Here is a 13,247-nt window from a genome sequence, read left to right as displayed (position 1 = left end):
CTATTAATTTTCTAAAAATTGTTTTTCTCTATTACTAATCTCTAAAGCGGTATAATCTAGTTTCCAACCTATGGTCTCTACTATGTTTTCAATTAAAAGTACAGCTTGTAAAGCTTCTTTCTTTGCAGTATCTATTAAACCACTTTCTGGAATTTTTTCCCGGATATGTTCTTTTGCATTCTGATTTAACTGTGTTAAATCATCAGGTGAGAAGGAATTAAAAAGTCCGTTTTTTACATCATAAAATTGAATGTCCGGTTCAATTGATAAAATCTCAGGTTCTGGGAATTCAGTCAAGATTATTCTTTTCTTTTCATTATCAGCAGACATTTTTATCTTTTTAAGATCATAACCTATTTGAGCTTTCGCATTTATAACCACTAAAGCTTTCTTCTTGCTGCTTAAAATACTCATAAACCCATCTTTAATATTCTCATAACGATATATCTCAGCAAAATCCCCTTCTACAGAAACCAGTTTACAAACGCTTTTAATTCGGTCGAGTATCACTGTAGATTGATGTTCGGTAAGTTCCCTACGCTTCTTTTTTGTAAAAAGCCCGTAGACCCAATACATTAAAATAGCGCCTAAGACTAATCCTAATAAAGCTTCAATTAAACTATCCATTATTTTTTCCTATTTCTCCCAAATGGGTAAATTTAAAACCTTTGTTATATTTAAGCCCATAACCAAAAAACCTGTCTATAGCTACGTGGGCAAATAAAACAATTCCTATCAACTGTAACCAAGGTGTCGAAAAATAAATCCCAAAAAAATAGAGTACAACTGCCAAACCCCTATGGTGAAAAACATTATATGAAATTGCACCTGTCTTACTTCCAAAAAAATAACCTAACATTCCTATATCGGGAGCTAAAATTAAAACTAAAAACCACCACCATTGAAAGGGTAAAAGACTAAAAAGATATATTCCTAAAATAAACATTGCCAGTTCTTCCAGCTTTATAAGTAATTTCATTAATCTAGTATTTTATACAACACCGGTCTACTAGGACTAGCGTCATTCTCAAAAGGTGCCACTTGTAGGTTTAAAAAGTATGTCCCATCAGCTATTGCGTTCTTCACAAAAATAAATTCAGTAATTGTTGCTTTAGTTCTTACAGCACCTTGCGTATTCCAAAAGGCATTATGCGAAGCTAAAACCCCATCATCTTTTTCTCTATCTACTGATGGTAAATCAATTAATAAATGATCAATCCCTTTTTCTCTTAAATAAATTGCAGCTTTTTCTACCAAATAGGGCGGATTAGTGTGTGAATATTGCATGCTTTTTTTATTCCCTAAATTGGGAAGCGTTCTAATAACTAAAGCTTCCCGTTTTTTATTTCTCAAGGCGTATTGCAACTGTTTTTTTGAAATCACAAAATCTTCCCCTTGCTTTTCAGGAACTACGGTAATCAGTTCTGCCAAAAAAAAGAACTGATTTAAATTCTGATTTATAGAATGAAACTCTTCCGAAATATGACCCACACATTCTGTATGTGTTATATGGGAATGTGGATTGAACCAAATGTTATTAAAATTCACTGATGACCCTTCAGACACTTTACCTATAAAACCATTCTCTTTGTGCGGTTCAATCTTTGGATGCTCTAAATACCATGCATTCACATCTGAAGAATCTCCTCGCAACGCAATAGAAATATCCAATGGTTTGGTTAAATCTATCTTATATTTTGTTGATTTATATTTTATGGCAGCAATCATTTCCTCAAATTTAACATAAAGAGGTCACTTGCTATTCCATCAGCTAAAAACTTACCCTTTTTAGTTGCAAGTAGGGTATCATCATCTAGGTATAATAAATGCTGTTCAATATATTTATCTGCCTGTCGTAAAAGATATTCCTTGTATGTATTACCATATTCTGTAGCCACTTTTGACAAAGAAACACCCCAAATTGTTCGCAAGCCGGTCATCACATATTCATTGTACTTATCTGTTTTTGACAAAACTTCGACTTCCATGGGCAGTTCATCACTTTCAATGGTTTTAATGTATTTTGGATTGTTGTTGATGTTCCAACCTCTTCGCATACCATCAAATGAGTGTGCCGAAGGCCCAATACCTATATACTTTTTTTGCTGCCAATAGGCGGAATTATTCTTTGAAAAATAACCAGGTTTTCCAAAGTTTGAAATTTCATAACAACTATAACCAGCAGCTGTTAATGTATCATTAAGAATATTAAAATGCTCTTGGGCAACCTCATCATCAACGGGTTGTACCAAACCTTTTTTCACAAAATTTGCTAATGCAGTTTTGGGTTCTACGGTTAACGCATAACTAGAAATATGGGGAATCTGAAATGAAATTGCCTTTTCAATATTTTTTTTCCAGCGAGTATTGGGCATATTGGGCATTCCGTAAATCAAATCTATAGAAATATTATGAAAGTGTGTCTTAGCTTGCTGAATGCATTGTTCAGCTTCGCTTGAATTGTGCGCACGATTCATCAACTTTAAATCTTCCTCAAAAAAAGATTGCACACCAATACTCAGTCTATTGATTGGGCTTTCCGCTAATTGATTAATTTTTTCTTCCGTTAAGTCATCGGGATTAGCTTCCAGTGTGATTTCTGGAGCATCTAGTACTTTATAATTATCGTAAACCGAAGTTATCAGCCTCTCAATTTCCGAAACTGATAACACGGAAGGTGTTCCCCCTCCCAAATAAATAGTTTCTACTACTTTATCCTTAAATTCATTTTTCCTAAGTCTAATTTCTTTGGAAAGCGCATTTACCATAGCTTCCTTTTTCCCCATTTGGGTAGAAAAATGAAAATCACAGTAATGACACGCTTGTTTGCAAAAAGGAATGTGGATATAAATTCCTCCCATTATCCGAGCTTCTTAGGATTCTGCTTTACGAAAGCTTCCCAGCCGGTGTAGGACTTCCCAACCTCAACACGCCCTTCATTATAAAAATGGCAAACTGCAGCTGCCAACCCATCAGTACTATCCAAATTTTTTGGCAATGATTTTAGTCCAAGCATTCCTTGTAACATTTTGGCAACTTGCTCCTTACTTGCATTTCCATTACCGGTAATCGCCATTTTTATCTTTTTGGGAAGATATTCCGTTATTGGGACTTGTCTGGATAAACCCGCTGCCATGGCAACTCCTTGCGCACGGCCCAATTTTAACATAGACTGTACATTTTTACCAAAAAAAGGAGCCTCAATTGCAATTTCATCTGGATGGTAGGTGTCTATCAATTCTATAGTCCGCTCAAAAATAAGCTTCAACTTTGTGTACGGGTCATCATACTTTTTAAGAAGCAGCTCATTCATTTGTATAAACTCCATCTTTTTATTCACCACTTTAATGATTCCAAAACCCATAATGCTTGTCCCTGGGTCTATACCTAATATAATTTTCTCTTTGGCCAAATCAGTTTGTGGTATTTAGTACGATTGGCAATCTAAATTTTACACTTACTGGCGTACTTCTTTTAAGTGCAGGAGCAACCGTAGTTAAATCGTTTAATCTTTTAGAAAACTCTTCTTTTAACTGGGGCAATACTTTATTCACATTATCTTTCTCCTGAATTTCCAATACCGTCATAAAACCATGTTCATCTATCAAAAAATCAATGTGCAATGTATCATTAATATCCTTTTCAACTTCAAATTCCAAATCATCAAAAGCAGTGGCAAAATAGCTCAACATTGTCACTTGAAAGCAGTTGCGCTGTGCTTCTTTGGTAGCATTCTCATCACAATTTTCAAAAAGAGGATATTGATCTACATCGTTCCAATCAATGGCCAGTAATTCATCATTAACTATTTGCTCGGTCTGCTTTTCTTGCGACCTAAAATACTCACAAGAAACAAGTGATAACAGAAAAAAAAAGAACAAAAACTTTCGCATGCGAACCCATAGAATTTGGCTGAAATTACGATTTTTTGGTTAATTCATTCGGAGTTAAAATGGATTTCCTCTTTCAATTCCTTAATACGTTTTTGTGCTCTTTGCTTTAAAAAAGGGTATACCCTTTCAAAGTCTGACAAAAGTTTTTCGTAATGCCTCAATTTGATTTTAGGGTCTTTATAGTACTCATCTGCCAAGACACAAATTTGCCAATAATTCAATTGATTCATCTTATCCTCTTCCCATGCTTTGGTATAATAATCCAATGATTTCTTGAGCTCCCCTTTTAAACGCGCAATTCGCCCTAAACTTTGATATTCATTGTCAAAAATATAACGTCTTTCTTCTATGGATTTTAAGAAATAAGTTTCAGCACTATCTAGTTTTTTTTCTAAAAGATACACTTGTCCCAATCCTTGGTATGCATCGGCTTCATAGTTGGATAATTCTTCCAGATGTTTGTAAGTAACTTTAGCCTTTTGATATTCTTTAATATTAGCCTGGGAATATCCTAATTTTTTATAGATAAAAGGTTTCTTTTCTCCAAGTGCTATAAGTCTTTCAAATAAGGGTGCAGCTATATTATATTCGCCAATATCAAACCTGGTCAATGCCTTTAAATTTAAAAGAGCAACATCATTCGGAGCGGTTTTTAAACCTAAATCAATGATTTTAATTGCATTCATAGGTTCTTCTACGCCAACATAATATTTGCCCAACAAATAAATACTCCTTAAATGGGTACTATCTAATTGGATAGCTTTTTTTAATGCTCTATTTCCTTCTTCATAAGCTAAACTTGATTGTAATGCTTTACCCAGGTAGTAATAAAATTCTGGGTTTTCACTTTTAGACGTGGTCAATTCCCTAAACAAGATTGCTGCTTTCTCGTACTTCTTAGACTTGTCTAAAAGTTTTCCCAGTTCAAACTTTGCTAAGGTATTCTTATCGTTATTTGAAAGAATACTTTGGTATTGTAAAATTGCTTTTTCTTTATTTCCAATGGCATTGTATGCTCGAGCAATTTGGAGGCTAGATTTCTCATCCCCTATTTCTGAATACGCATTTATAGCAGCGGCATAATTCCCTAAAAGGTAAAGACTGTCTGCGACCGAAGAAGCCGAAGATTGTGCTTCGGCTTTATAAATAGATACCACTATCAATAAGATAAAAAGTTGTTTCAAATTAGTTTAGCTTGAATGTTATTGGAATAGCAAAAGGCACATCCACCTCTTTTCCTTCATGTTTCCCTGGTTGCATTTTTGGTAGTCGCTCAATTATGCGAACCGCTTCATTCTCTAATAATTCATGAGGACCTCGTTTTCTAATTTTCTTTATGGAACCATCTTTTGAAATCATAAACAATAAACTCACACGACCTTGAACACCTAGCTCTTGTGCCTCATCAGGATAATTAAAATGCTTTTTAATGTGATTTTTCATACTTTCTTGAAAACATGCTTTTTTATCTGCTGCATTTTCGCATCCAGGGAAAATGGGAACTTCATCAACTAATGTAAAAGGAACACTGTCAACATTTTTTTTCTCTTTTGGTCCATTATAGCCCACTATTATTAGACCATCTTTATCAACAATAGAAGAAGTGCCTGCTAATTTAAAAGTAACTGGGATAGAAAAAGGAACATTTACCGCTTTTCCATCTTGTCTTCCTGGTTGCATTTGTGGTAAACGTTCTACAATCCGCTTTACTTCTGTTTCCAGTAATTTATCTGGACCACGCATTTTAATATTTTTAATTTTTCCATCTGCACCAATAATAAATAAAGTTAAAACTCTTCCTTGGATACCTGACTCTTGTGCATCAATAGGGTAGTTGAAGTTTTTACGGATATGTTCATTTATTTTTTCTTGAAAGCATGCTTTTTTATCCACCGCATTTTCGCATCCAGGGAAAATGGGAACTTCATCCACTATGGCAAAAGGAACACTCTCCTGTTCAACAGTGACCTTTAAAGGTGTTTCAGCTTCAACAGATGTCTCTTTATTATCTAATTCACAAGACGTATAGACCAACATCCCCAAAACAAGGGGCACTAACAATAAATACTTAAACTGATAAATTTTTTTTGACCTCTCTTTACTTATCATGACGATTCGTTTTTTGATTAATGATTTTTTAAAAAATTGATTGACAAAGCTGATATTGTCCGTTTGAAAAGCTTCTGCCAAAAGTGTTTGATATTGCCCTTTTTTATCTGTTTTTGCAACTGCACTATCCGCAATAAATTCGTGTAGTTCTGAAACTTTTTTCTGATACACATAAACCAGAGGGTTAAACCAAAAAGCAATGCGCATAATTTCAAAAAAGAGCAAGTCCAGTGAATGCCATTGTTTAATATGCACCAACTCATGTGCAATAATATTGTTCTCGTTTTCTTTCTGAATTTCTTCCCCTAAAAAAATATTTTTAAAGAACGAAAATGCCACCTCACTTTTCTTGATGACAACTTTAGTAAAGTCCTGATAATAACGAATAGTTCCCTTTTTTTTAAGCGAATAAATTTGATTGAGTTTAAATACAAAATATAAGCCCGAAACTATTACTCCTAATCCAAAAATGATGTACTCCGTTGGCAAAGAAGCCAACCAATTAGTCTTAGGTTGCGTAGTGCTTAATTCTACACCTTCTAGTTGCCACAGAAATACAGGATAACTTACAAAATCTTCAGAAACAGTAGTTTTTAAAGCTTCTATTTTTATCCATGGCAGCAACATAGAAAGAACAAAAGTGATTATTAGGTAAGCACGATTCCATTGAAAAAAAGTTTCTCGCTTTAAAAACACGTCATAAACCACCAAAAAGAGTAGTTGAAAAGCCAAACATTCTATAATATACTGTATCATTTTTCCTCTTTTTTAATTTGATTCATAATACTCTCCAATTCAGCAAGGCTGATATCATTTTTTTTCATAAAAAAAGAAACCATACTCTTAAATGACCCTTGAAAATACCCATCTACCAATTTATTTATGGACTGATTACTGTATTCTGATTTATTAACCAAAGGGTAATACACATGCCCTTTACCAATTTTTTCATGATCTACAAACCCTTTGTCCTCTAAAATGCGAACAATGGTAGAAACTGTATTATATGCAGGTTTTGGCTCAGGAAGTTCTTTGATAAGTGCCGCGACATTGGCCTTTTGTAACTGCCAAAGTAGTTGCATTACTTCTTCTTCTGCCTTGGTGAGTTGTTTCATTTAGCTAATGTTTTAGTTCAATAATGAAACAAATATAACTAAATTCTTAGTTTAAACTAATTTTTTAGTTAAAAATCAGCTTTCTAAAAAGTAAAAGCAATTTTTCCACGTAAAAAGAAAGGTGTGCCCGGCGTAAAATGAATCTCTTCTACGGATTCCGATTCATTAAATAGGCGACTTTCGGTGGCAAATTGGGTTTCGTTCCATTCCACATCAAAAAGGTTTTCTACCGTAAGACCAAACGTCACGTTCTTATGGGTGTAACTAATATTTGCATCAGTAACAAAATAGCCTTCGGCCACTATGGAGTTATCTTCGTTTGCTGGTCTGTCATCAATATACCTGTAATTCAACCCACCAGAAAATCCGTTATTTGTTTTTACTGTAAATCCACCTACCGCAGTAAAGTCTGGCGCTAAAGGAATAAAGTTTTCCCCTTTTGGTTCTTCTATGCTTCTGCCCCATGTGTAATTGGCATCAGAATAAAGGTATAACCAATCTGTTGCTTGGTAGCGTGCTCCAAGCTCAACACCTAACCTTCTAGTTTTCCCACTTGGCTCCACAACGCCTGCATCTCCAACATACACAAATTCCTGATTTAACCACAATCCCCAAAGTGTTGTATTAAGAACAAACTTATCCATTGGTTTAAAAATAGCTCCTAAATCTACTCCGTAAGCAGCAGGCAAAATATCTTTACCATCGTTAGCAACCACTACCCTAGCATCATTGGAATGAAACCCTATACCTGTTTTTAAAAAGAATTGTGTGTTAAAATTTGGCGAATAAATAGTGTTGAATTTAGGGCTTATCGCCAATTTTGATTCGCTTTGATTATCATACAAGGCACTTAGTCTATTTATATAATCAAACTTAAAGTAATCTAATCGTATAGAAGGGTTAAACGTAAAATTACCAGCTTGTAATTCTGAATCTAAAAATCCGTACATATTTACCTCATCCACATTTCCAAAAGAAATCTGATTTAAAGTAGTTTGCCTGTTCAATGTACTTGAAAGTTCATTGTCATCAACATTATCATAGCGGAAACCCAATCCAGCAGAATACTCAAAATTAGTGTCAAAAAGGTCCATGTGTTTATTTTCAAAAACACTTTCTGCCCCAATAATAGTCCTTTGTTCCCGTTGGCTTATCTGATCTCCATTCTCCGAGTCTTCTAGAAAAAAAGTAAAGTTGGAATATAATTCAAAATCATACTTAGAAACATATGCTTTTGACTTAACCGTTTGATTTTCATTTAAGGTTATACTATGGTTGACCAAAAAATTTGTTCTACCGGTTTCACCACCTTCAGTATCATCAATCGCCCCAAAACGACTTATGAGTCCTTGGTCTACCGCTCGCTGTGGAATCTGTCCAGAAGCATCCCACTTACTCTGAAAATGTGAAGCGGTCAAAAGCAATTCCTGGCTACCTGGCAAATAGTAACGATATCTCCCCATTATATTTATTCTATTGAAGTTTTGAGGAGATTCCACAGGCCCATCAGTTAAATAAAGTTCAGAAGCTAGGTATGCGTTGTTATTGCTCTGATCTAGCACATTGAACATCCCTACTAATCGTTGGGTATTAAAATCTCCTACTTCTAGAGAAGCCATGCTCTCATCCAGACTTTTGCGCAATCTTAAATCTACATAGCCCGCTGTATTAAAGTTGCCTTGATCTGCATAATAAGGACCTTTACCGAAATTGACATTCTCTATGGTTTCGGGAATTACGAAATGAAGATCAGCATAACCCTGACCATGCGCATGTGATACCATGTTCACTGGCAACCCATCAACTTGAAGAGCAACATCTGTACCGTGATCTACATCAAAACCGCGAAGGAAAATTTGTTCAGCCTTTCCTCCTCCAGCATGCTGACCAATAATTAAACCAGGTACCTTTCTTAAAATTTCTTGAGATGATTTTACAGGATTTGTCTTAACATCCACATCTACAATATGACTTAATGCATCAACTTCTGAAACTACTATTACCTGTTCTAAAGAGACCGAGGATTCTTTTAGTTTTAAATTAAGAAGCCCTTTTAGGTTCTCTTTTGTAATCTGAATGATTTCTGTTGCGTATCCCAATCTGGAAAAGTAAACCGTGTCTAAAGTTGAAGTTCTTTCCAAAACAAAATAACCAGTCCCATTGCTATGGGTATGTTGACCACTAGTTTTATTAAAAATACCAACATCCTGTAGAGGCTTGTTGTTTTCGTCTGTTATCTTACCTTTTATTACCTGCGCATTTGTTATTGAAACTGTTAGCAAACAGAGTAAAATGAGGTATTCTTGTACTCGGGGTATTTTTAATAGTGAGACCATTTTATAGAAAAGCTGACTTAAGGTTTTTAATGTTTACTATTATTTTCATTTTACCTACGGAGTTTTTTAGTCACAGGTTTTGAAAAATCTGTAACATTTACTGCTTATTTTTGTCCTATAGATAAATTTTAAAATGGATATAGTCCTGTTAGTTATTGGTTTTATCTTAATGCTTATAGGTATTTTAGGTAGTTTTTTGCCTGTGCTCCCGGGTCCACCCATCAGTTGGGTTGGACTACTGTTATTGTATTTGACCAATGCAGTACCGGACAATTGGTGGCTACTAGGAATCACACTATTCTTTGCGCTACTTATAACCATAATGGACTATATTATTCCAGCTATGGGAACCAAAAAATTTGGCGGTAGTAAAGCTGGGATGTGGGGCACGATAATTGGACTATTGGTTGCCATAATTTTCCCGGTACTTGGTCCGTTTGGGATAATCATATGGCCTTTTGTAGGAGCTTTGGTTGGGGAATTGGCAAATAAAGCAGATCAGAAAAGTGCCCTAAAAGCAGCTTTTGGTTCTTTTTTGGGTTTTTTAACAGGGACTTTTATGAAGTTTTTAGTGACCGTAATCTATTTAGGACTATTTATTTGGAAGGCTATTGAGTATGGGGCAGAGCTATTTACGTTTAGCTAGTCCAACCAAACTGTCTTATTTTCAATAGGTTGTCGTGTTCCTTCTAATAGTTCCTCATCATAGTACCCTAGATAAAAGAAGCCTAAGCAACGCTCCCCATCATTTAAATCAAAGAACTCATTCATATATTTTATGAGTCCTGGAGAACTCCAATAGGAACCTATTCCCAAATCGGTGGCCGTTAACCACATATTTTGAACAGCCATTGCCGTAGCTGCAACTTCTTCCCATTCTGGTAAGCTTTCATTTGGGTCTCGCTGCATGCAGATAGCAATAATAGCTCCTGCTTTCTTTGGGTTTTCCTGAAGTTTTTTAATCTTTATCTGCTTGGGCCTGGCCTCGACTTCTTGGTATTTGTTTGCCAAAAACTCACCTAATTTAGCTTTAGAATCACCATTCAACACCTTAAAACGCCAAGGTTCAGTTTTCTTGTGATTTGGAGCCCAATTAGCTGCTTCAAGCAACTTTTCCAGGGCTTCTTTGGCAATTGGCCTATCATTATATTGAACAGGGAAGACACTTCTTCTTCTTTTGATTAGGTCAAAAATCATACTATTATTTTATTACTATAAAATTACTCTAAACACATCTAATTCTAATGCCCAAAAAGAGAATTTAGACATAACTGCAATACTTGATTCCTATTGTCTGTTTTCCAGGCAGCAGAAAGGATAGCTTTTTGTTTTACTTTTTTCAATTCAATAAATCTTACATTCATTTTAAATCCATATTGCAAAGCTGTTGGCACTATTGAAATTCCAAGTCCGTTCTCTACCAACTTAAATATAGTAAGTGCATGAACGGATTTATGGGAAACTTTTGGGGTAAAACCTGCATCCTCACAAATACTCATAATGGTGTCATAGTATAACGAACTGTAATCTTGGGAGAACAAAATAAAATCACTCTCCGCTAATTGATGCATTCCTTTAAAGTTTGACTCATCAATATGAAAATCAACCGGAACAACAAGTGAAAAGGTATCTACAAAAACTGGCTTGATTTTAAGCCCATTGGGTACTCTTGCCAATCGAACAAAGCCGATATCCAATTTATCTTTTAACAAAGCATTAATCTGAGCATTATTTGAAAGTTCCTCCAAACTTGTGTGGACTTCTGGAGCAGTATCCTTTAAACTTAATAATAGGTTTGGTATTACTTTTTGCATAGCAGAACCCAAAAAACCAATACGGATTTCCCCTAAAAGACCTTCATCAATAAGTTTTAAATGTCTTTTCGTTTGATTTAAATGGTTCATGATAAATTCCACTTCTCCCTTAAGAAAAGCTCCAGCAGCCGTTAAACTGACTTTCTTCTTATCTCTTTCAAACAGCTTCACCTCTAAAATTGATTCCATCTGTTTAATCTGGGTACTAAGTCCAGGTTGTGAAATAAATAATTTTTCTGCCGCTTTCCTATAATGCAATTCCTCTGCTACAGCCAAAAAATAACTAAAGTGTCTTAACTCAATTTGATAACTCATGATTATTAATTAATACAAAAAATAGTATTGGTAATTATCAAATATAGCTTTTACTTTTATAGAACTATAAAACCTACGCAACCAATGAAAGAGCAATTGAAAATATTTCAGTTTGGAGAAGACCTATTGACTGTAAGTGCAACGCTAAAAATTGCACGTAATCAAGTAAAGGGAATCTTAACAGAGGAAACTAAAAAAAAGGTTGCTAAAAGCGTCCAAGTTGTAGCAGACATTGTAGAAAAGAATGAGCCTGTCTATGGCATAAATACTGGTTTTGGACCTCTTTGCACCACCAAAATATCTAAAGAGGAAACTAAAATACTGCAAACAAATATTTTACAAAGTCACAGTGTAGGTGTTGGAAAACCTATTAGCAAAGAACTTTCGAAAGTAATGCTGATATTAAAAATGCAGGCTTTAGCAAAAGGGTTTTCAGGCATACAACTAAAAACATTAGAACGTATTTTGTGGCATATAGAGCATGATGCTATTCCGGTAGTGCCTTCCCAAGGTTCAGTTGGTGCATCTGGTGATTTAGCTCCTTTATCACATCTTTTTTTACCTTTAATTGGTTTAGGCAAAGTCTATTTTGAAGGAAAAGAAATTGAAACCTCTAAGCTTTTTGCAAAAACAAGTCTCAGCCCTATAGAATTAGGTCCCAAAGAAGGACTTGCCCTTATAAATGGTACTCAGTTCATTTTGGCACATGGAGTTTTAGTTGTAGAAAAGCTCCATTCTTGTTTAAAACAAGCCGATATCATAGGCGCAATGATGATTGAAGGTCTGCAGGGTTCCATTAAACCCTTTTTTAAAGAGTTGCATGAGCTTAGACCTTTTAAAGGGAACCAACATGTTGCTGGTAGAATCCGAACCTTACTTAAAGGTTCCGAAATTTTAGAAGACCATATTGACTGTGAACGTGTACAAGACCCCTATTCTTTGCGCTGTATTCCCCAGGTCCATGGGGCTTCCAGAAATACATGGTTACATTTAAAAGAATTGATAGAAACAGAATTAAATTCCGTTACTGACAACCCAGTTATCATTGATAGTGAACTGACGATTAGCGGAGGTAACTTTCATGGACAACCTATTGCCATGGTACTGGACTATGCTACATTAGCTGCTTCTGAACTTGGTAATATATCGGACCGGAGGATTTACTTAGCTTTAGAGGGCAATAGCCCAGGAGTTCCCAAGCTTTTGATGAACGATACCGGCATCAACTCTGGTTATATGATTTTGCAATATACTACAGCTGCTTTGGCAAGTGAAAATAAAGGTTTATGCTTTCCGGCTAGCGCAGATAGCATTCCTACTTCATTGGGTCAAGAAGACCATGTTAGTATGGGATCTATAAGTGGACGAAAAGCCCTTCAAGTCTTGGAAAATGTAGAGAAGATATTGGCAATAGAGCTTCTAACTGCTGCACAAGCCTTTGAATTTAGAAAACCATTAAAGTCTGGTATCTTGTTAGACAAAGTGCATCAATTTTTAAGGACTAAGGTAAGTTTTGCTGATAAGGACCGTGTATTTGCAGATGATATCCAAACAGCTATTGACATCGTCAAAACGGGTCAAGTCACCCAACTTGTTGAAAATACAATGAAAGAAAACAATATAACTTGGGATACTACCCATCAAGAAGAATTTGAAATTTTCTAG

The 13,247-nt window shown here is 35.2% G+C and carries 14 protein-coding genes; 2 read left to right on the top strand and 12 right to left on the bottom strand.

Annotation, left to right across the window (positions count from 1 at the left end; genetic code table 11):
• Nucleotides 1–3: 3 nt before the first annotated feature.
• The 10 genes from AACP56_RS14305 to AACP56_RS14260 form a co-directional block, all read right to left on the bottom strand.
• Nucleotides 4–627 (bottom strand): DUF4230 domain-containing protein, encoded by a 624-nt coding sequence (locus tag AACP56_RS14305; RefSeq protein WP_339337473.1) that lies wholly within the window; start codon nucleotides 625–627, stop codon nucleotides 4–6.
• On the bottom strand, nucleotides 620–979 hold the full coding sequence (locus AACP56_RS14300) for a DUF4260 domain-containing protein (protein ID WP_339337474.1): 360 nt from the start codon (nucleotides 977–979) through the stop codon (nucleotides 620–622). Before AACP56_RS14300 ends, AACP56_RS14305 begins: the two co-directional genes overlap by 8 nt.
• Nucleotides 979–1,728 carry a cyclase family protein gene (locus AACP56_RS14295; protein WP_339337475.1) on the bottom strand — a complete coding sequence of 250 codons (750 nt, stop codon included), beginning with the start codon at nucleotides 1,726–1,728 and terminating at the stop codon, nucleotides 979–981. Before AACP56_RS14295 ends, AACP56_RS14300 begins: the two co-directional genes overlap by 1 nt.
• Nucleotides 1,725–2,861, bottom strand: a complete 1,137-nt coding sequence (gene hemW / locus AACP56_RS14290; protein ID WP_339337476.1) for a radical SAM family heme chaperone HemW — start codon at nucleotides 2,859–2,861, stop codon at nucleotides 1,725–1,727. The genes AACP56_RS14295 and hemW overlap by 4 nt, the downstream gene beginning before the upstream one ends.
• Nucleotides 2,861–3,412 carry a crossover junction endodeoxyribonuclease RuvC gene (ruvC, locus tag AACP56_RS14285; protein WP_339337477.1) on the bottom strand — a complete coding sequence of 184 codons (552 nt, stop codon included), beginning with the start codon at nucleotides 3,410–3,412 and terminating at the stop codon, nucleotides 2,861–2,863. Before ruvC ends, hemW begins: the two co-directional genes overlap by 1 nt.
• Before the next feature lies 1 nt (nucleotide 3,413).
• The gene (locus tag AACP56_RS14280; RefSeq protein ID WP_339337478.1) at nucleotides 3,414–3,893 is read right to left on the bottom strand and encodes a hypothetical protein; all 480 of its coding nucleotides are present in this window, start codon (nucleotides 3,891–3,893) and stop codon (nucleotides 3,414–3,416) included.
• A gap of 44 nt (nucleotides 3,894–3,937) precedes the next feature.
• Entirely contained in the window at nucleotides 3,938–5,077 is a 1,140-nt protein-coding gene (locus AACP56_RS14275; protein WP_339337479.1) for a tetratricopeptide repeat protein, read from the bottom strand.
• Nucleotide 5,078: 1 nt separating this feature from the next.
• Nucleotides 5,079–6,758 (bottom strand): M56 family metallopeptidase, encoded by a 1,680-nt coding sequence (locus AACP56_RS14270; RefSeq protein WP_339337480.1) that lies wholly within the window; start codon nucleotides 6,756–6,758, stop codon nucleotides 5,079–5,081.
• Nucleotides 6,755–7,117 carry a BlaI/MecI/CopY family transcriptional regulator gene (locus AACP56_RS14265; RefSeq protein ID WP_339337481.1) on the bottom strand — a complete coding sequence of 121 codons (363 nt, stop codon included), beginning with the start codon at nucleotides 7,115–7,117 and terminating at the stop codon, nucleotides 6,755–6,757. Before AACP56_RS14265 ends, AACP56_RS14270 begins: the two co-directional genes overlap by 4 nt.
• 83 nt (nucleotides 7,118–7,200) lie before the next feature.
• Nucleotides 7,201–9,453: a TonB-dependent receptor gene (locus tag AACP56_RS14260; protein ID WP_339337482.1), complete on the bottom strand. Its 2,253-nt coding sequence runs from the start codon at nucleotides 9,451–9,453 to the stop codon at nucleotides 7,201–7,203.
• Nucleotides 9,454–9,586: 133 nt separating this feature from the next.
• On the opposite strand from AACP56_RS14260, the gene AACP56_RS14255 reads away from it, so the two are divergent.
• Complete coding sequence (locus AACP56_RS14255; RefSeq protein ID WP_339337483.1) at nucleotides 9,587–10,099, top strand: DUF456 domain-containing protein; 513 nt, start codon at nucleotides 9,587–9,589, stop codon at nucleotides 10,097–10,099.
• Here AACP56_RS14255 and AACP56_RS14250 read toward each other — a convergent pair.
• On the bottom strand, nucleotides 10,096–10,650 hold the full coding sequence (locus tag AACP56_RS14250; protein ID WP_339337484.1) for a nitroreductase family protein: 555 nt from the start codon (nucleotides 10,648–10,650) through the stop codon (nucleotides 10,096–10,098). The genes AACP56_RS14255 and AACP56_RS14250 overlap by 4 nt on opposite strands.
• A gap of 44 nt (nucleotides 10,651–10,694) precedes the next feature.
• On the bottom strand, nucleotides 10,695–11,582 hold the full coding sequence (locus AACP56_RS14245; protein ID WP_339337485.1) for a LysR family transcriptional regulator: 888 nt from the start codon (nucleotides 11,580–11,582) through the stop codon (nucleotides 10,695–10,697).
• 84 nt (nucleotides 11,583–11,666) lie between these two features.
• Here AACP56_RS14245 and hutH point away from each other — a divergent pair, with 84 nt between their 5' ends.
• Nucleotides 11,667–13,247 carry a histidine ammonia-lyase gene (hutH, locus tag AACP56_RS14240; RefSeq protein WP_339337486.1) on the top strand — a complete coding sequence of 527 codons (1,581 nt, stop codon included), beginning with the start codon at nucleotides 11,667–11,669 and terminating at the stop codon, nucleotides 13,245–13,247.

Source organism: Croceitalea sp. MTPC6 (genome assembly GCF_036985525.1).
Taxonomy (GTDB): Bacteria; Bacteroidota; Bacteroidia; order Flavobacteriales; family Flavobacteriaceae; genus Croceitalea.
This window is presented reverse-complemented; position numbering and strand designations above follow the sequence as displayed.